The sequence below is a fragment of the Saprospira grandis DSM 2844 genome (assembly GCF_000275825.1).
In the GTDB taxonomy this organism is placed as follows: Bacteria; Bacteroidota; Bacteroidia; order Chitinophagales; family Saprospiraceae; genus Saprospira; species Saprospira grandis_A.
The window spans coordinates 852,490-871,177 of sequence record NZ_JH719942.1 but is presented as its reverse complement, the minus strand read 5'-3'; the positions used below and the strand labels follow the sequence as shown (position 1 = coordinate 871,177).

The 18,688-nt window shown below is 48.0% G+C and carries 14 protein-coding genes; 8 read left to right on the top strand and 6 right to left on the bottom strand.

What is annotated here, in order from left to right:
• Nucleotides 1-7: 7 nt before the first annotated feature.
• Both SAPGRDRAFT_RS04040 and rodA read left to right on the top strand, forming a co-directional pair.
• A complete protein-coding gene (locus SAPGRDRAFT_RS04040; RefSeq protein WP_002657399.1) occupies nucleotides 8-1,405 on the top strand; it encodes a thioredoxin domain-containing protein in 1,398 nt (465 codons plus the stop codon).
• Nucleotides 1,406-1,521: 116 nt separating this feature from the next.
• Nucleotides 1,522-2,937, top strand: a complete 1,416-nt coding sequence (gene rodA, locus SAPGRDRAFT_RS04035; protein ID WP_002657398.1) for a rod shape-determining protein RodA — start codon at nucleotides 1,522-1,524, stop codon at nucleotides 2,935-2,937.
• 221 nt (nucleotides 2,938-3,158) lie between these two features.
• On the opposite strand, the gene SAPGRDRAFT_RS04030 is transcribed toward rodA, so the two are convergent.
• Nucleotides 3,159-3,380: a DUF2795 domain-containing protein gene (locus SAPGRDRAFT_RS04030; RefSeq protein ID WP_002657397.1), complete on the bottom strand. Its 222-nt coding sequence runs from the start codon at nucleotides 3,378-3,380 to the stop codon at nucleotides 3,159-3,161.
• A gap of 289 nt (nucleotides 3,381-3,669) precedes the next feature.
• Between SAPGRDRAFT_RS04030 and dcd the strand changes: the two genes are divergently transcribed.
• Complete coding sequence (dcd, locus tag SAPGRDRAFT_RS04025) at nucleotides 3,670-4,206, top strand: dCTP deaminase (RefSeq protein WP_002657395.1); 537 nt, start codon at nucleotides 3,670-3,672, stop codon at nucleotides 4,204-4,206.
• Here the strand turns inward: dcd and SAPGRDRAFT_RS04020 are convergent.
• On the bottom strand, nucleotides 4,203-4,451 hold the full coding sequence (locus SAPGRDRAFT_RS04020) for a hypothetical protein (RefSeq protein ID WP_002657393.1): 249 nt from the start codon (nucleotides 4,449-4,451) through the stop codon (nucleotides 4,203-4,205). The two genes, dcd and SAPGRDRAFT_RS04020, sit on opposite strands and share 4 nt — an antisense overlap.
• A 127-nt stretch (nucleotides 4,452-4,578) precedes the next feature.
• On the opposite strand from SAPGRDRAFT_RS04020, the gene SAPGRDRAFT_RS04015 reads away from it, so the two are divergent.
• A complete protein-coding gene (locus SAPGRDRAFT_RS04015; protein ID WP_002657391.1) occupies nucleotides 4,579-5,442 on the top strand; it encodes a hydroxymethylglutaryl-CoA lyase in 864 nt (287 codons plus the stop codon).
• Nucleotides 5,443-5,651: 209 nt separating this feature from the next.
• On the opposite strand, the gene SAPGRDRAFT_RS04010 is transcribed toward SAPGRDRAFT_RS04015, so the two are convergent.
• The 3 genes from SAPGRDRAFT_RS04010 to SAPGRDRAFT_RS04000 all read right to left on the bottom strand — a co-directional run bounded on the left by SAPGRDRAFT_RS04010 (nucleotide 5,652) and on the right by SAPGRDRAFT_RS04000 (nucleotide 10,135).
• Complete coding sequence (locus SAPGRDRAFT_RS04010) at nucleotides 5,652-8,090, bottom strand: bifunctional UDP-N-acetylmuramoyl-tripeptide:D-alanyl-D-alanine ligase/alanine racemase (protein ID WP_002657389.1); 2,439 nt, start codon at nucleotides 8,088-8,090, stop codon at nucleotides 5,652-5,654.
• Nucleotides 8,091-8,396: 306 nt separating this feature from the next.
• Entirely contained in the window at nucleotides 8,397-9,338 is a 942-nt protein-coding gene (gene trxB / locus SAPGRDRAFT_RS04005) for a thioredoxin-disulfide reductase (RefSeq protein ID WP_002657388.1), read from the bottom strand.
• 350 nt (nucleotides 9,339-9,688) lie between these two features.
• Entirely contained in the window at nucleotides 9,689-10,135 is a 447-nt protein-coding gene (locus tag SAPGRDRAFT_RS04000; RefSeq protein ID WP_002657385.1) for a Eukaryotic cytochrome b561, read from the bottom strand.
• Between the two features lie 190 nt (nucleotides 10,136-10,325).
• On the opposite strand from SAPGRDRAFT_RS04000, the gene folP reads away from it, so the two are divergent.
• The 4 genes from folP to SAPGRDRAFT_RS03980 all read left to right on the top strand — a co-directional run bounded on the left by folP (nucleotide 10,326) and on the right by SAPGRDRAFT_RS03980 (nucleotide 16,390).
• On the top strand, nucleotides 10,326-11,180 hold the full coding sequence (folP, locus tag SAPGRDRAFT_RS03995) for a dihydropteroate synthase (protein ID WP_002657383.1): 855 nt from the start codon (nucleotides 10,326-10,328) through the stop codon (nucleotides 11,178-11,180).
• 3 nt (nucleotides 11,181-11,183) lie between these two features.
• Complete coding sequence (locus tag SAPGRDRAFT_RS03990) at nucleotides 11,184-11,786, top strand: tRNA-(ms[2]io[6]A)-hydroxylase (RefSeq protein ID WP_002657381.1); 603 nt, start codon at nucleotides 11,184-11,186, stop codon at nucleotides 11,784-11,786.
• A 499-nt stretch (nucleotides 11,787-12,285) separates the two neighbouring features.
• The gene (locus SAPGRDRAFT_RS03985) at nucleotides 12,286-15,189 is read left to right on the top strand and encodes a hypothetical protein (RefSeq protein ID WP_002657379.1); all 2,904 of its coding nucleotides are present in this window, start codon (nucleotides 12,286-12,288) and stop codon (nucleotides 15,187-15,189) included.
• Nucleotides 15,190-15,268: 79 nt separating this feature from the next.
• Nucleotides 15,269-16,390: a hypothetical protein gene (locus tag SAPGRDRAFT_RS03980; protein ID WP_002657378.1), complete on the top strand. Its 1,122-nt coding sequence runs from the start codon at nucleotides 15,269-15,271 to the stop codon at nucleotides 16,388-16,390.
• Between the two features lie 240 nt (nucleotides 16,391-16,630).
• Here SAPGRDRAFT_RS03980 and SAPGRDRAFT_RS03975 read toward each other — a convergent pair whose 3' ends face one another.
• Nucleotides 16,631-18,661 carry a DUF5689 domain-containing protein gene (locus tag SAPGRDRAFT_RS03975; RefSeq protein WP_002657376.1) on the bottom strand — a complete coding sequence of 677 codons (2,031 nt, stop codon included), beginning with the start codon at nucleotides 18,659-18,661 and terminating at the stop codon, nucleotides 16,631-16,633.
• Nucleotides 18,662-18,688: the final 27 nt, after the last annotated feature.

Genomic DNA, 18,688 nt, shown 5'->3' with positions numbered 1-18,688 from the left:
CACAGCAATGGATCAAGCAACTATAAATAAAGTTAAGGACCTTCAGGCCGCGACCCAAAAGTGGCTCAAGCACTATGAAGCCGGCGACTTTGGCCAAGATGCAGCCCTAGCCGCTCAGGCCCAAGAAATGAAGGCCACCCTAGAAAAATGTAATCAGATTTTGGCCAAGGCCAAAGGCAGTAGCGGCAACTGGCAAGCAGAATTCGATAAACTCAAGGCCCAATTTGAACAAGAACCCTTCTTTGCCAATTGCTTTGCCGCAGCAGAAGACTTGTTAGCCGCTGGCAAAAAAGTAGATGAAAGCGTTCAAAAATTGGCCGGAGAAGCCCAAAAGTTGGCCAGCAACTGGTATGGCCAATTTGCCGACCTTGCCGAAGTGCCGCAAAATATCAAGGCCACCGTGGCCGGCCTAAGCGATAGAGCCAAACAATTGCTCGGCTCGGCCCAAAAAGCTGAAGGCAATTACAAAATTGCTTTCTTTGGTACTCAAACTGGCGACAGTCGCAAGCTCTCTAAACATCTAGATGACTTGGCAGCCGAACATGCCGGGCAGTTTAGCCTAGAAAAACATGTAGATGATGGCCAAGAAGGCTTGCGCAAAAAACATAATATCGAGCACTTTCCTAGCCTCCTCTTTATGGTGGACAATAAGGAGTTTGCTCGACATGAAGGCGAAATTAGCCTAGCTAGCCTCCAACAAAAAATCAATACGATGCTCGAGGGCGCTAAGTTCTCGGATAGTAGCAAGGTGATTTCTATGGAGGACCAAAAAACTATCTCGGAAAGAGAACTCTTCGAGCTGGGCGAGTTTGTGCTGGTCTACTTCGAAACCGTCTGGTCTGGCGCTTGTAAAAAAGTGGGCAGCTCCGTAAAAGATGCCGTGCTCGAACTAGCCGCAGAGGCCAATAAAACAACCAGCATCAAATATGAAAATGTATTGATTGATGGCCGCACCAAATTGCATGAGCGCTTTAAGGTGGACAAAGTGCCCACTATGGTCTATCTCCGCGATGGCAATGAAGTAGGGCGACATGAAGGCTATATCAACCCCTCTAACCTCAAAGAAGATATGCGCCGCTTCTTGGCCAACGGAAAAGTAGGCAATAGCAGCTCTAATCAGGTCGATTTGATTGGGATGGAATATGACCAAGCCTCTGCTCAACAGCTCAATATGGACCTCAAGAGCCGCCTAGATGGTAGCGTGGGCAAAGGAGGCAAAAACGAAACCTCTGATGTCTATACCATTCAGGTCCTTTTGGCCCAAAATGGCTACAGCTGCGCAGCAGATGGAGAATATAGCAGCGAACTAGCCGCCACAGTCAGCGAATTCCAAGCCGCCAATGAACTCCCTCAAACAGGAGTGATTAAGGCCGGCGACGAAAGCTGGCAGGCCCTAAATAGCTAAGGCCTTTTTAGGTAGCGCAAAAAAGCGGAAAAACCTCTGGGTTTTTCCGCTTTTTTTTCGCTTTTGGACCAAGGGCCGCCCCCCCTTTCTTATCTTTGAGCCTAATTTTATTATTCATGAACGACCTCAGAAAAGAATTTAGCAATTATGATTGGCTGGGCATTGGCCTCACCCTAGCCCTGATGGCCATCGGCTGGCTAATGATTTTTGCCTCGGAGTATCATGCCGAAAGCTATACAGATTTACTAGACCTAGACAAGAACTACGGCAAGCAGCTCATCTGGATTATAGCAGCTATCGTGTTGGCTGTGGGGGTCCAAATTATCGACTCTAAGTTTATTCATACTATGAGCCCCCTAGCGTTTGCTGGCGTTTTATTTCTACTCTTTGCGGTCCTCTTTACCAAACCAGTCAATGGGGCTAGTTCTTGGTTTGGCATTGGCAGCTTTAGGCTGCAACCCTCAGAGTTTTCTAAAACAGCCACTAACTTGGCCCTAGCCGCCCTACTCACTCGGCCACAGTTTAGGATGCAGGAATTTAAGTACCAAATGCAAGCCGTAGGCCTTATCCTGAGCCCAGTGGTTCTTATTGCCCTACAACCCGATGCAGGTTCTTGTTTGGTTTACGTCGCCTTTTTTCTTGTCATTTTTCGTGCAGGTTTTCCACCTTTCATCTATATCTTAGGCCTAAGTATGGCCAGTTTGGGCATCGCCTCCCTGATGGTCGATGATGTGAGCGGGCTGATTTTAACCCTCATTTTTTTAGCCAATTTGGTGGCCCTTCGCCTTTGGCAAAAAAATGAACGCTGGCTGCTAGCAGCTGTTGCCCTAGGCGTACTACTCTATTTTATCTATCAAGCTGCCTATTTTTGGCCCCTACTCTTCTTGTTTTCAACAAGCCTGCTCAGCTTATCGGCCCTAGCAGGGCTCAAGAAACGAAACCAATGGCAAGCCCTTGGCTTCAATTTAGGAATCCTTGCTCTCAGCATCGGCTATAGCGCTACCGTCAATTATGCCATTTATAAACTCCTTCGCCCCCACCAACAAGAACGCATTTTGGTCTGGCTTCGGCCCGAAAAATGCGACCCCCTTGGCGCACTCTACAATGTAGAGCAATCTAAATTTGCCATTGGTTCTGGCGGGCTCTGGGGCAAAGGTTTCTTAGAAGGCGAACGCACAAAACTAGACTATGTGCCCGAACAATCTACCGACTTTATTTTTTGTACCATGGGCGAAGAATGGGGCTTTATGGGCAGTTTTCTCCTCATTAGCCTGTTTACAGCCCTTTTGCTCCGCATTCTCTACTTAGCCGAACGCCAACGATCCGATTTTGCCAAATATTACGCCTATGGAGTGGCCTTTATTCTCTTTATGCACCTCTTTGTCAATATCGGCATGACGGTCGGCCTAGTCCCCGTGATCGGCATTCCACTCCCCTTTATTAGCTATGGAGGCTCTTCCCTAATGTCTTTTGGCATCCTGCTAGCCATCCTCTTCAAACTCGATTTTGAACGAAAATCTATTTTTCGATAAGCTGTTTTTGGGGCTGCCCCGCCCTGCGGGCGGGTCGGGCTGTGTCAGGGCTCGCAGGTCTGCTCGGCCCTGCAGGCTTTTTCGCTTCGCTCAAAAGCCTTTGGTCTGCGGCTTCGCCGCCCCCTTATCCATCCCTCAGCCTGCGGCCCTTTGGGCCTGCAAAACCGCAAAATAGAACCAAAAAAAAAGCGCTCTGGGCTCTACCAGAACGCTTTTCGCATTTAATATTCGTCTTCAGGAAAGAAGAAATCACTTTTGGTGGGATAATCATCCCAGATGTCTTCAATGCCTTCGTAATGCTCTCCCTCGTCTTCTAGGGCCTGAAGGTTTTCAATCACCTCGATAGGCGCACCAGAGCGGATAGCATAATCAATAAGTTCGTCGCGAGTGGCAGGCCAAGGAGCATCCTGCAAATAAGAGGCGAGTTCTAACGTCCAATACATAGAGAAATAGAATTTTCGATGGTTTGCTTTTATGTTGTCTTTTAAAGGATTACCCTCTATTTATTCGGGCCCCTCAAAGGCCTGCAAATGTAAGGGCTAGCCGTTAATTTCCATAACGAAAAGAGCGAAAAAAAAGTGGGCTGGCCAAGAAAAAAAGACAAAAGTTTAATAAAATCTTATCCTGATAAATAGTAGCTAAGTCTGTTTTTCTTTTTTAATTCGCCCAAAATTATTATTATTCAAAATAAAGATTGGTCTAGCTCGTAGAACAGTCTTCAAGAAGAACAAGATGATCCTATCTGATAAAGCCATTTTAAGGCGTATAGCGCAAGGCGAAATTGTTATTGAGCCTTTTGATAGAGCTTGCCTAGGCAGCAATTCCTATGATGTTCACCTAGGAGCCAGCTTGGCCGTCTATGAGGCCGAGGTCCTAGATGCTCGAAAACATAACTCGGTTCGCCGTTTCGATATCCCCGAAGAAGGCTATGTTCTACAACCTGGTCAACTTTATTTAGGCGTGACTCAAGAGTACACCGAAACCCATCAACAAGTTCCTTTTTTAGAGGGGAAATCTAGTGTGGGCCGCCTAGGCATTGATATTCATGCCACAGCAGGCAAAGGAGATGTGGGCTTCTGTAATTATTGGACCTTAGAGATTTCTTGTAGCTTGCCCGTCCGCGTATATGCAGGTATGCCTATTGGCCAACTCATTTACTTCGCCTTAGATGGCGAGGTAGAAAATCGCTACAATAAAAAACAAAATGCCAAGTATGTAGAGAAAACCCCTTATCCTGTAGAATCTATGATGTGGAAAAATAAGTTCTAATCAAATTTGTCCCCATCAAAGTATTCATCATAGGGTTCCTTTTCTGGACTATTGGCAAAGACCGCCAAACCTAAACCGATCATCACGAGAAGGAGTTTAAGTAAAAAGCCAATGGCTGTGCCAAAGAGCTGGTTGAGCCAGTCGGTCAGCATAAATGGCAGACCAATAAGGTTGACAATTAGGCCCACAAAACCAATGAGGAAAAGCCCAAAGGCAATGAGGGTTAGGGTTGTTTTGTTTTTCATAATTGTAGATGCTATTTCCGTTGAAGCCGCAAACTTACTAAAGAACTATTAGAATTACATTTTGTTCTCGCTCCTTTTCGCCCGATCCGTATAAAATTAGACCTCACTAACAACATACTAACAGCTAATGATCAAATTAATTGAATGTCCAAGGGATGCCATGCAGGGTTTGCATGATTTTATCCCCACAGAAGAGAAGGTAAATTATCTCAATCAATTGCTAAAAGTGGGCTTTCATACCCTAGATTTTGGCAGCTTTGTCTCGCCTAAGGCGATTCCGCAAATGAGAGATACCGCCAAGGTCCTTGGCCAACTGCATTTGGAGCAGAGTAGCAGCCAGTTGCTGGCTATTGTGGCCAACCAAAGAGGAGCCGAAGAGGCCTGCCAATTTGAAGAAATTCGCTACCTAGGCTATCCCTTTTCGATCTCCGAAACCTTCCAACAACGCAATACGAATGCAAGTATCGCTGATTCTTTGGGCCGGGTGGAGGCTATCCAAAAGCTTTGCCTCAAGCATAATAAGCAGTTGGTGGTCTATGTCTCTATGGGCTTTGGGAACCCTTATGGCGATCCCTGGAATGTAGAATTGGTGCAGCATTGGGTCAATGTTCTGGCCGATATGGGGATCAAAATTATTTCGCTTTCTGATACGATTGGAGTGGCTAATCCCCAAATTATCGAATACCTTTTTGCCAACCTGATTCCCCCTTATCCAGATGTAGAGTTTGGCGCCCATTTTCATACTCAAGCCCACAACTGGGAGGAAAAAGTAGTGGCCGCTTACCAAAATAATTGCCGCCGCTTTGATGGGGCGCTCAGAGGATATGGCGGCTGCCCTATGGCCAAAGATGATCTAACGGGCAATATGCCTACCGAAAATCTGGTCTATTATTTTAATAGCCAAAAGGAAGAGCTCGCCCTCAATGAGACGGCTTTGCAAGATAGCTTAAGCATGGCGCTTGCTGTCTTTCCTCAAAAAACAACAATTTAAGCCAGCCAATAGACTAGCGCAAGCCCCAAATGGCCAAAGGCCATTTGGGGCTCTTTTATTGGCGCTATCGGCTGAGGGGCTGGAGCAGGGCCGCCAAAGGCGGCAGACCCAAGGCTTTTGAAGCAAAGCGAAAAAGCCTGCAGGGCCGAGCAGACCTGCGAGCTGTGTAATGGCCCGACCCGAGCGAAGCGAGCGGGCAGCCCCAAATCCTAATCCTCATAATACAAACGCGGCACCCTTGGCCCTATCCGAGTCAGGAGCTCGTAGGGAATACTGCCCAAGGCCTTGGCCTGCCCCTCAATGGGCAGCTCGGGACCAAAAAATATGGCCTTATCAGCCGCCCGAACCCCTAGTCCCGATACATCCGCAAAGCACATGTCCATGCAAACATTGCCCACCAAGGGACAAAGTTTTCCCCCTATATAAACCTGCCCCTTGCCATTGCCCAGCCCCCTAGGCAAGCCATCTCCATAACCAATGGCCAAGGTGGCAATTTCTCTAGCCTGCGGAGCCTTGGCCGCTCGGCCATAGCCAACGGCCTCTCCCGCCTCTAGTTGCTTGACCTGCGAGACCTGGCTGCGCAAACGAGCCACCGCCTGCAAATTTAAGCGCTCGGCAGGGTCTACCCCATGCAACCCAATGCCCAAACGAACCATGTCGTATTGGTACTTTGGATAGGCCGAAATTCCCGCCGAATTGAGTAGATGCCGCAGGGGTTTCTCCTCCAAAATGGCCTCTATTTGCTCGGCCCAATGGGCAAAACGCTGGGCCTGCAAATGGGTAAAGGCCTGCTGCTCGGCCTCATCGGCTGCGGCCAGATGCGAGAAGATACCCGCCACTTGTACATATTGCTTTTTCGCTTTCAAAAAGGCCAAAAGGGCGGGTAATTCCTGGCCCTCAAAACCCAAACGATGCATGCCCGTATCCAACTCGATGTGAATGGGATGAGCAGGGTAGTGGTAACGCTCCAAAAATTGTACAAAGGCCTTGAGCTGGGCCAAACTAAAGATGGAAGGAGCCAAGCGAAACTGTAAGAGGTCCTCAAAGGCCAGGTTTTCACTGTTCATGACCATAATCGGTTGCTGAATGCCCTCTTTCCGCAAACGTACCCCCTCATCGGCATAGGCTACCCCAAAGTAATCGACCCCCTGATTGGCCAGTAAATGGGCCATCTCATAGCTGCTGCCATAGGCAAAGGCCTTGACCATGACCATCAGCCGAGTGGAGGGCTTCAATTGCCGCTTGTAGGTCCGCAAATTATGCAAAATAGCCGATTTGGAGAGCTCCAAAACCGAGCGATGCCGCTGCTCGAGGAGGCGCTGACTCAAACGCTCCAAACGGAAAGACCGAGCTCCCTTGACCAAGACGTATTCCGATTGAAAAAGCAACTCATCCGAGACCAAGGCCGCCAAGGCCTGCTCTGTGTTGGGGTAAAAATTGCGCTCCGGAATAAAGTCAAATTGTCCTTGCTGTCGCTGCATGGCTGGACCAATGCCCAAGATCCGCTCCATCTGATATTGCTCCAATAATTGGGCAACCTCTGCATAAAGTTGCTCCTCTTCTTGGCCCGATTCCATGATGTCGGAGAGGATGATGCTGGGCCGCAAAAAGCGATGTTCCTGATGCTGGGCCATAAACTCTAAAGCATGCCGAAGACCCAATAAATCATTGCTATAACTATCGTCTAAAATGAGGCAATCTCGACTCCCTTTTTTCCAACTGAGCCGCATAGGCAATTTGCGCAGCTCCCTAAATCCAGCCTGAATATCGGCCCAAGATAAGCCCGAAAGTAGACAAAAACTCAAGACTTGCAGGGCGTTTTCTATGGCGGCTTTTCCCCAAAAGGGCAGAACAACTGTTTGCTCTTGACCCGCATAAGCTAGGCGCAAAATGGTCTGGGCGCCTTGCTGTTTTTCCGATAAAAGCTGCAACTTGGCCAAGGGCGAACGGCCCCAACTAAAGCGGCGATCTTCCTCAAAATGCTCTGCGACATACTGGGCCAATTCGCTCTGGTCCAAACAATAAACCAGCTGCTCTACCCCCTCAAAAAGACGCATTTTCTCGGCTAGTTTTTCGCTTCTATGGGCAAAACCTTCATCATGTGCCGAGCCCAAATTACTAAAGAGCCCATATTGGGGCGAAATCATTTTAGCCAGCCGCTGCATCTCGCCCGGCTTCGAAATTCCCGCCTCAATGAGGCCCAACTGATGCTCTTTGCGTAATTCCAAAAGCGAAAGCGCCACCCCCAACTGAGAATTATAGCTCTTGGGGCTTTTGAGTAGGGCCAAATGCGGCGAAAGCAACTGATAGAGCCATTCCTTAATAATCGTTTTGCCATTACTGCCCGCAATGCCCAATATTGGCCCCTCAAATTGCTGCCGATGCCAGGCCGCCCAAGCTTGCAAAATGGCCAAACTATCAGGAAAATGCAAAAAATTGGCCTTGGGGTAGCGCTCTGCCCAACCGCCCTCTTCTACCACAAAATGCCGCAGGCCTTTTTCATAAAGGGCAGGAATATAATCGTGCCCATTGTGCTGCGGCCCCAAACGAGCAAAAAAGATTTGCCGCTCAGCTTCTACCGCCTGCCGACTATCCGTTAGTGCCCGCTTGCCTTGCCAAAATGCTCCTCCAAAATCTATTGCTTCCATCTTAGCTATTTTTTTATGCTGTATCTATTTTTTTTTGGGGCCTCCGCTGCGGCTTCGCCTTGCGGCGGTTACTCCCTTCGGTCGTCGAACTGCGCCCTAAAGGGCTTGTTGTCGTTTCGGGGCTCGCTGTTCGCTCGGCCCTGCGCGGGCTTCGCCCGCTGGGTCTGGCCTTTGGCCCCCCCTCCACATCGCTAGGCCAAGGGCGGCATGGCGCTAGGTGGCCTTTTGGACCAAAATGGGCCCTAGCCAAACAAAAAAAAGGCTGCCGAAGAGAAATTCGACAGCCTTTTTTGCCAAGGTATAGGCTTAAATAATGCCTTCTTCAGCTAAGTAGCGCTCGGCATCTAGGGCGGCCATACAGCCAGTACCTGCGGCGGTAATTGCCTGGCGATATACTTTGTCTGCAGCATCGCCACTAACAAAAACACCAGGAATCTTAGTCTTAGAAGTACCTGGCTGGTCTACAATGAGGTAGCCAGTTTCATCTGTGGGTAACCACTCCTTGAAAATATCGGTATTGGGTTTATGGCCAATAGCAATAAAGACAGCGCCTAGGCTGAGTTCGCTATTTTCCTTCGTTTTATTATTGACAAGACGAACGCCAGTGACACCATCATCGCCCAAAATCTCTTCGATCTCGGTATTCCAGTGTACCTCCACATTTTCGGTTTTCTCAATGCGCTCTTGCATAATCTTAGAGGCCCGTAGCTCGTCGCGACGAACAAAGAGGTGCACCTTGGGACAAAGTTTAGATAAATAAAGGGCCTCCTCAGCAGCAGTGTCTCCACCACCAACTACAGAGACTTCTTGCCCACGGAAGAAAAAGCCATCACAAACAGCACAGGCAGAAACGCCTTTGTTCATTAGCCTCTTTTCAGACTCAATGCCTAGCCATTTGGCCGAAGCACCCGTAGCAATCACTACAGAATGAGCATGGATCTCTTCTCCACTTTCAGTCCAAGCTTTATGTACTGGACCAGAAAAGTCTACTTTCTCAATCATGACTCCTGTGTGGATCTCGGTACCAAAACGGGCCGCCTGATTGCGGAAATCTTCCATTATTTCAGGTCCCATGATGCCATTGGGATAACCCGGAAAGTTTTCTACATCTGTTGTGATCATCAGCTGACCACCTGGCTCTTTTCCTGTATAAAGTACAGGCTCCATATTGGCTCTAGAAGCATAAATTGCAGCGGTGTAGCCAGCAGGGCCAGAACCGATAATGAGACATTTGACTGTTTTGGGCATAACTATATATATTATGTGTAGGTATAAGATTTATATTAAAAATTCCTGCTGCAAAGGTATTGAATTCCAGTTAGGCAAACAAGTTTTACCGCTTAGGGTTTGTTAAGCCTAAAATAAAGTCTTTTCCTTTTTGGGGCTAGGCTATTTAAAATTTATGCTTTGCACTAAGCCGTGCAGATATCTTGGATTGGCTCCTTGGCTGAATTTAAGCGCATATTATTTCGCCCCTAAGCTAAATGATTAGCAAGGGCGTAGCGCTAAAATATGGCCTTAGCGTATTTTGGAATAGAAAAGGGGCAAAACTACAGTTTTGCCCCTTTGGGTATAGTTCTATTTTTTGATTCAATGATTTAGAACCATCCAGCGCCCAAGGCTTCACGGAAAGGCCAAGGGATACCAGCTAGCATAATGACTAGGCCGATAAGGTAGAACATAAACTGCGTTTTATAGCGAGCGGGGGCATCGTCTAGGCGTTTTGCACGGCTATAGCCAATCGTAATGGCTACCACAGCAAGGACCATCATGCTGATATGCTCTACGGCATAAAAGCGGAGATAAGTATCCTTCATCATGCCTTCTACAAACTGTACCTTAGGGCTGATAAAATAGAGAATGAGTCCGATTAGGAACTGCGTATGCGTAAAAATGAGAGCAAAAAGCGGTAGTTTTTTATCGCTGTTTAGGTACTCTTGTTTATTGGCTCTCCATTTTTGGAAAGAGGTCACAATGGCGAGTAAAAGAAAGATAAGTACTAGCCAGCGGAGGCCAGAGTGAGCGTGTTGTAGTCCGTTTAACATAAGTTTAGTTGCATTTATACATTAAAAAATGATCCTTGTCAGAAGGGGCTTCAAAGGTAATTAGGGGGCTTGATATAAGGAAAAAAAGAACTGTTTTTTATCAGACTTTATCTAAATAAGCGGCAGGGCCTGGGGGCTTAGTTTCTCAAAAAAAAGGCTTATTTTAGCCGCATTAAAGTATAAAAGCAGTATGCAAACAACGATTAATGCGGCGGGGCGACTTTTGGACCTCTCTTCTCCGAAGATTATGGGGGTTCTCAACCTAACGCCAGATTCATTTTATGATGGCGGGCGTTATTTGGGGGAAGAGGCTTATTTGGAGCAAGTGGAGCGGATGATTGGGGAAGGGCTAGATATTTTAGATATTGGTGGCGCATCGACTAAGCCTGGGGCGCTGGCAGTTTCTGCGGAGGAGGAGTTAAAGCGAATTTTGGGGCCATTAAGGCGCATTCGGCAAGAGTTTCCAGATTTATTGATCAGCATTGATAGTTATTGGGCTGAAGTTATTGAGGCTACAGCGGCCGAGGGCATTCATTTGGTCAATGATATATCGGCGGGCTCTATAGACCCTAAACTTTGGCCAGTGCTGGCTAAGTTGGGTTTGCCTTATGTATTGATGCATATGCAGGGGCGGCCAGAGACGATGCAAGATAAACCCCAATATGAGTCAGTAGTTTTAGAAGTCTATGACTTTTTTGTGGAGCGTCTGGGCGCCTTGCGTCAGTTGGGGGTCAAAGATATTATTTTGGACCTTGGTTATGGCTTTGGAAAAAGCCTGGGGCAGAACTATCAGTTATTGGCGGGGGGGCAAGCTTTTCGGCAATTGGGTTTGCCTATTTTAGCGGGGGTTTCTCGAAAGTCGATGCTGTACAAACTTTTGGGCAGCCAGCCGCAAGAAGTTTTGCCGGCTACTACTGCAGCGCATATTTTTGCCTTAGAAGAAGGGGCTCGCATTTTGCGGGTACATGATGTAGAAGCGGCTCGTCAGGCTATTGGAGTTTGGCAGGCTTATCAGGAAGCAAAAGAAGAATTAAAGATAAATTAGTTTATGGAACTAACGACTAAACGTGTTTTGGGCCTAGAACTACCTACCGACCCACGTTGGGTAGATTTGGCGGCCATGCAATTGGAAGATATTTTGACCGATCATGCTTATTGTGAGCAAAAGGCGGCGACCAGCTGCATTTCGCTCATTCAGCGCTATTCGGATTACGAGCGTTTGGTGGCTGAATTGGCCCCTATTGTTACGGAAGAGTGGGGACATTTTCGTTCGGTCCTCAAAGAGCTCAAAAAGCGGGGGTTAAAGTTGGGGCGGCAGCGCAAAGACGAGTACGTCAATAAGTTGTTTACCTTTGTGCGTAAAGGTGGGCGCCCAGAAACGGCCTTACTCGATAAGCTTTTGGTTTGTGCCATGATTGAGGCCCGAAGTTGTGAGCGTTTTCGCTTGTTGGCCACTCAATTAGAAGAAGAGCATCTGCGGAAGTTTTACCATGGTTTTATGGTAGCGGAGGCGGGGCATTATAAGCTCTTTTTATCTTTGGCCAAAGAGTATTGTGGAGAAGAAACGGCCATGGCTCGTTGGAAAGCGTGTTTGGCTTTTGAGGCGGAGGTTTTGGCTGGGCTAGAACTTCGGGCCGACCGCATGCACTAGTTTTGCTTGGCCTTGCTCTCTTTTGGATGGAGCAGGGTGCGCAGCGCCCGCAAAGGAGCGCAGCGACTGGCTATAGCCAAATTTAAACGCACTCACTTTTATAGTTTGCAGCAATTTCCCGCTAGTCGGCCCTATTTTTCTCGGCCATAGCGAAGGCTATGCCCTTAAAAAATAGCTGGCTTAGCCAAAAATTCATAGCAAACTACGACCAAAGCAGCGCGATTAAATCTGGCTGAGGGATGGAAAGGGGGGCGGCGCAGCCGCAGACCCAGCAAAAAAGCGCAGCTTTTTTTGTGCAGGGCCGAGCGAATAGCGAGCCCCGACACAGCCCGACCCGAGCCGATAGGCGAGGGGCAGCCCCAAAAAACAGCAAGTAGGGCCTCCTTAGGGAGGAGAACTCTTAAAATGGGGGCTTCTCCAAAGCTTTTGTCCTTTTTTCTGTAACTTATGAGGGTATGAATGACTTATCCCTTTAATTTTCCCCAAAATATATATTTATATGCGTCATATTCTACTTTTATTGATGGGCTATATGCTATTGGCTGGCCCTTCGCTTTTTGCTCAGCAGGGGTGTAATACCGTTTTTGATCAAAAAGTAAGCATGAGTGATCGTCAAAAGATTCGCTCCAAATCTATTATCATTCATAGTCAGACCTCTTTGAGTTATCAATTTGTTTTGCAGGTTGATGATGATGGGATTATCTTGGAAGTTACCTCTACGGATGAGCATCCTTTGGAAAAGGGGAATACTAAAATCATGTTGATTTCGACTAGTGGGGAAAAGCGTTTGTACGACTTTATTTCGACGGCGGAGCAGATTAAGGTGGGGAACCGCAAGGGCTACCAAAACAGTATTCAGCTCAATATGGAAAACCTCAAGTGGTTGGCGGTGAATAAAGTACGCACTCTTCGTTTGGTAGACATGACGGTGAGTAAAATGTATGTGCGTCCGGTATCGAGTACGCGGCAAGAGGAGTTGAAGAACACGGCTTATTGTTTAACGCAGGTGATCAACAAAGATTTGCTGCCTTATAAGGACGTTAATGTAACTATTGCTGGGGCGAAGAAATCGGGGCCGGTGGCTTCTTCTAGAGGGGGCGAAAAGCCCAAGGAGGACCCCAAGAAAAACAACTCTACGGCATTGATTGCCCGGGCGCAATCTTCTCCTTGCGAAGAATTTTCGGATGAGGAGATCAAGAAATTGAAGTATGAGTTGAACGTACAAAAAGAATTGACGCAGGAAGCGATTCGGAACGAAAAGCAGAAGGCGGCGGATGCTCGGGAGAGCATTCAGCGTTCTTTGGCTACGGCTCGGGAGAATGCTTCTAAGGAAAAATCTTCTATTGCGGAAGAGGTGGTTGCGGTGCGTCAGAAGGCCCAAGAGGAGATTGCCAAGGCTAGAGAGGTGATGCGAAAAGCCATTGAGGATGCGCAGGCTACGGCCAACAGTTTGATTGAAAAAGCGCAGTTGGAGGCCATGCAAGTTCGGCAGAAGGCCGATGCTAAAATCAGTGAGATTCAGGCCAATGAGGCCAAGAAAGTGGCTGAGGCTCAAAAGAATGCTGCCGAGCGCATCAAAAGCGCCAAAGAGCAGTACGTATCGGCCAAGGCGCAGTATGATGCCGAGGTAGAGCTAGCCAAAGAAACCTCTGATGAAAAAGTCAAGAGCATTCAGGAAGAAATGGCGGCCGAAATTTCGGCGGCTAAAGAGAAGGCCAAAAAGCAGCAAAATCTAACGGCTGCGGATGTAGACCAGTCTCGTAAGACGGCTGCAGAGAAAATTGCCGAGGCCGAAATTGCGGCCGCTAAAAGCATTGCGGCAGCCAGAGAAAAAGCCGCCAAGGAAAAAGAATTGATTCAGATGGATGTTTTGGAGGCGCGCCGCAAAGCCGCTGAAGACATTGCCTCTGCGCAGGAGAAATCGGCCCAATCGGTGGCCGCAACTCTAGAAAAGGCGGCCACAGAAAGAGAGGCCATTGCTGCTCAGATTGAGAAAGAGCGCAAAATTGCCGCGGATGAAATTGCCCGAATTAAGTCGGAAATTAGAGAAGATAAAGCAGATGCGGCCAAAGAAAAAGCCCTTACTGCCGAAGAGGTAGCCGAAGCCAAAAAGAAAGCGGCAGCAGAAATTGCCAACTCTAAGGAATTGACCAATGAAGAGGTCATTAAAGCCAGAGAAGAGGCCCAAAGCATGAAGCGAAAATTGGCGGCCGATGTGGCCTCTGCCAAGGTGAAAGCCCAAGAAGAAATTGAGCGTATTCAGAAAGAAATTCAGGAGCAAATTAAGGCCGCCAAAGCCAGAGAGGCTGAAATTAAGGCTGCTGCCGCTAAGGAAATTGCCCAGGCCAAAGAAAAGGCCGCCGAGCAAATTGCTGCCGCAGATGCCGAAGCACAAAAAGAAGCACAGCAGGCCAGCAAAGATGCCGCTGCGGCTAAGGCCAGATATGCAGAGGCCGTACAAGAGGCCCAAGCAGAAGCCGTGAAAAAGCAAAAGGAAATTCAAGAAAAGGTACAATCCGATATCATTACAGCTAGAGCCCAGGCCGATGAGGTGAACCGCATGTCTCAGGGAGAAATGAAAGAGACCCAGGAAATTGCCGCAGAGGAGGTCCTTTTGGCCCAAGAAAAAGCCCTAAAAGAAATTGCCGAATTGCGCAAAAAGGTCGCTTCAGAAAAAGCCGCTGCCTATGCCGATATGGCCGCTTCTGATCAGGAAAAAGCCAAAAAGATTGCCGAAAACAGAGAGACCCAAGCCGAGGCCATCCGTGCCGATAAGGAAAAGGCCGCTATCGAACGCCAAAAGATTTTGAGCGAAGTGGCCGCCACCAAAGAAACGGCCGCCTTTGAAATTGCAAAAACTAAGGAAGAAGCCGCTAAGGCCATTCAGGAGATTCGTAGCAAGACCGTTTTGGTTGAAAAAGCCGAAACCGAACGCCTACTCAAGGTAAAGGAAAATGTAGCCAACCAAATTGCCGATACCAAAGAGAAAGGCGCTAGCGAAATTGCCAAAGCCAAAAAAGAAACCACTGCCAAAAAGCAAGAATTGCAAGACTCGCTCAATGTAGTGCTGAAACTCAATGCCGAGCAAATTGCCAAGGCCCAAGAAAATGCGGCCCAAAAAATTGCCGAGGCCAAAAAACGCTCTGAAGAGGAAATCAAAAATATTCAGGCCGATAATCTTGCCGCCAAACAAAAACTAGCCGAAAACCTCAAGGCCGTGGAGGTTGAGAATATGGCGAAGATTGAAGCTGCCCGAAAAGCGACCCAAGAGCAACTGGATAAAATTCAGGCAGAAATTAAAGAGAAGGAAAATAAATTGGCCTTCTTGAGAAAACAGATCGCAGATGAGGAAAATGCCCTCAAGCAAATTAAATCTGAACGCCGACTAGAAGAAGGCAAATAGCACCTGATTTAAGTAGTTTAGAGCCCGATTTATCTGAGGATGTCGGGCTCTTTTTTTGATCTTTTTTGACTCTTTTTTTATGCCTAACAGCAAACGCCTCTCCCTAATTGCCCGCCTTTGCGGCCTGATGTTTTTTGCCCAATTGCTGCTCTCGGCCTCTGCCTGGGGCTTGGGCCAACGTTTTTTCCCCATGCAGGGCCTCTTGCCCCTGCCCTTGGGCGCCCCCTATTTTTATGCCTTAGTTGTAGTCCTCATAGCAGTTGTATTTCGCCCCAACCGCTATAGCTTATCGGCGGCTGTGCTCTGTTTGACCTACGGATTTTTGGCCGATTTACAACTGCTACAAGCCTGGAGCTATCAGTATTTTTTCTTCTTTTTGGCCCTGGCCTGGGCCCAATGGCAAAGCCAAAGACAAGCGCTGGTCCTCAAGCTACTGTCTGTTTTTATGGCTTGCTGCTACCTTTGGGCGGGCCTAAATAAAATTAACCCGCTCTTTGCCAGCGAGGTATTTCCCTGGCTGATGGGCATTTTCTCTTGGACCGAAAGCTGGGCCAATTGGCCCCTGGGCGGCTACCTCATTGCCATTTTTGAGGCCCTTCTGGGCTTGAGCTTTTTCTTCCCAAAATTGGCCCGCTATAGCCGCTGGCTGCTCATTCCCTTTCATTTGGGCATCTTGCTTTTCCTCTTTTTCGACGACTGGAATCGGGTGGTTTATCCCTGGAATTTGGGCATGCCGCTCTTGGGACTGCTGCTTTTTAGCCCCCAAAAACACCAACAAAGGGCCTTGTACAAACAGCCTGCTTTTATGCTCAGTTTCCTGCTTTTTGGCCTGCTCCCCAGCCAGCGAAGTACCGGATTTTGGCCCTATCCACTTTCCTTTTCTATGTATTCGGCCTGTTCTACAGAGCTGTATTTGGGCTTTTCGGAAGAGCAATTTAATGCCCCCAGCCTCAAGCAACAAATTCCACTCAAGGTCCTAAAAACGGCCTATCGCAGCAAAAGACTCTACTGGCTATCTGTAGATGATTGGAGCATCATGGAGTACGATTTACCCAGCTTTTCTAACAAGCCTTATTTGCGGGCTTGGGCCAAAACTTATTTGTCGCAAACGCCCTACTCTGCCATTCAGTTGAGGTGGGTAGAGCGCAAGGGACCTTGGCCCCAAAAGGCCGAGGAGGAGCTAGAAATACTGAGGAAGTAGGGGAGGGGCTGCCCCTACGGCCCTTTGGGCCTTCGGGTCGGGCTATGTCGCAGCTCGCTGTTCGCTCGGCCCTGCGCCGCCTTTGGCGGCTGGGTCTGGCCTGCGGCCACTGCTATCTATCCCTCAGCCTGCGGGCGCTTCGCGCCCTGTAGAACGCAGAACAAGACCTTGGGCCAAAAAAAAACTGCCCGCTAGCTTTTGGCTAGCGGGCAGTCCTCATTATAATCAATAGCCTAAAGCTTACTGAACATCAGCAGTGCTGCGGATAAGGATTTGGTAGTCTGTAGTCGCAGGAACGTTAGAGTCATATTGGCCCAAGATTCCCGTAATATTTACAGTACCCGTAGGAACAGTTTGTCCATGGAAGTTAGCACTACTATTGGTATAGAAATCCATAGTACCAGAAGCATCAGTAATATCATTGAAGCCGTAAGTAGCATCACCGCTAATAGTAACCCCAGTGATTTGAATCAAAGTAGATTCCCAGTCTTCAGCATTGGCCAAAACCTGAGCAATAGTAGCCGTGCGAACAGCAGGCGTTACACCAGAAGCAATAAGTGTAGCGTTAGTCGTCGACAAGGCATCTACTTGAAGAAGACCGTTGTACTCACCTACTACACCGCTATTCAAGATCACCTCTATAGAGTCGCCAAGATTGAAAGAGTGCGCATTTGAGAAACGAAGGGTAATACCAGCCGTACCGTCTTGGAGTACCAAGTTTTGGTTATTGATATTGCCATTGGCTGCATCAGAGATAACTACACCTCTTACTTTTTTGGCATTTACAGTTACATTACTTCCAGTATAAAGCATGCGGATGCTATCAATAGTGGTCAAGTTGGCAGGACCAACAGTACAAGTAGTACCACCTACTACATCATTAGCGGGGTTACGCAACTGAAGTTGGTAGCTAGTAAATTGGCCAACAATAGCCGTTACCTCTAGGGTACCGCAAGGAACGGCATCGCTAGCGAAAGTAGCGCCAAAGCGAGTGAAGAGGTCCATACTACCGGTACCATCGTCAATAGTCAAGCTACCAGAGTAAGTAGCGCCACCAGAAAGGCTAGCATTAACTACTTTGATGAGCATAGACTCATAGGTTTCGGCATTGGTATTCAAATCGCTAAGCGTTACCGTAGTAGCGGGAACAGCGTTGTTGCTGCTCAAAATGCCTACATTGGCCGTGTTTACGCCTTCTAGTTGTAGCAAGCCGTTAAACTCATCCAAAGTAGCGCCATCGATACCAATTTCTAGTTGGTCCCCTTCATTAAAGCTATGAGCAGAAGAGAAACGGATGGTGATACCAGCGGTACCATCAGTAACGACCATATTTTGGTCCACCAAGTTGTCTGTATTGCGGTCAGAGATCACATAAACATTGATCTTAGAGTTGGCTGGAGCTACGGTTGTGCTACCGGTATAAGCAGCGCGGAGGGTAGTCAAGTCAATGAGGTTGCCACCAACATTTACGCTACAGCGAGCATCATTAAAGTTGATATCATCGGTATCGCGGATATAGAGTTGGGCATCAGAGCCAAAGTTAGAGTGGATGCCAAAAACAGTACCTTTTCCGCTAGGGGTAAGTTCTGCAACGAAGTCAGAGTAGCCAGAGCTACGAAGGAGGATAGCCTCCCCATTACAGTCTACGATAGTACGGTTAGCAGATTGCTGAGCGGCTGCATCGGCATAGGGTTGGCCAGCGTCTGCAGTAGCGAATTGGGCATCATCGATTTGGACCAACATGTTGCGGTACTGCGTACTGCTTTTGATGTCAGCGATAGTGACCACAGGAGCGTTGATGGGCTGGTCACGTTCACCGGCGACGATAATCTCGGGCAAAAGGCCTTCGGGGATACGGTCGCCATTGGCGTTGATGGTCAATTGGTAGTTTCCTTCATAATCGCCTAGGTAGAGGCCATTACAGTTGATCCAGACTTGGCGGCCAACGGGATAATCGTTGTAGAGATTATTCATTTCTACGCGAATTTCTACACCACCGCTAGCATCTTGAACGATAAGTTGTTTGTAGAAGTTACCGGCTTCATCAGAAGAGACGACGATAGCCTCGACGATGATATCGCCGGAGATAGAGTCGGCGGTTTCGCCGATATTGTGTAGCGCTTGGAGTTCGGCTACGGTAGTGTTGCCAGTAAGGCTAGGGAGCTCACGGATGGGGGGCTCATCAAAGTCTTTCTTACAACTTTGGAAATTGAGGCCAAAAAGGGTGAGGCCCAAGAAAAGCGCAAAAATGCGATAAGACATACTTTTCATAATATGGTATTTTTCAGTAGAAGTCAT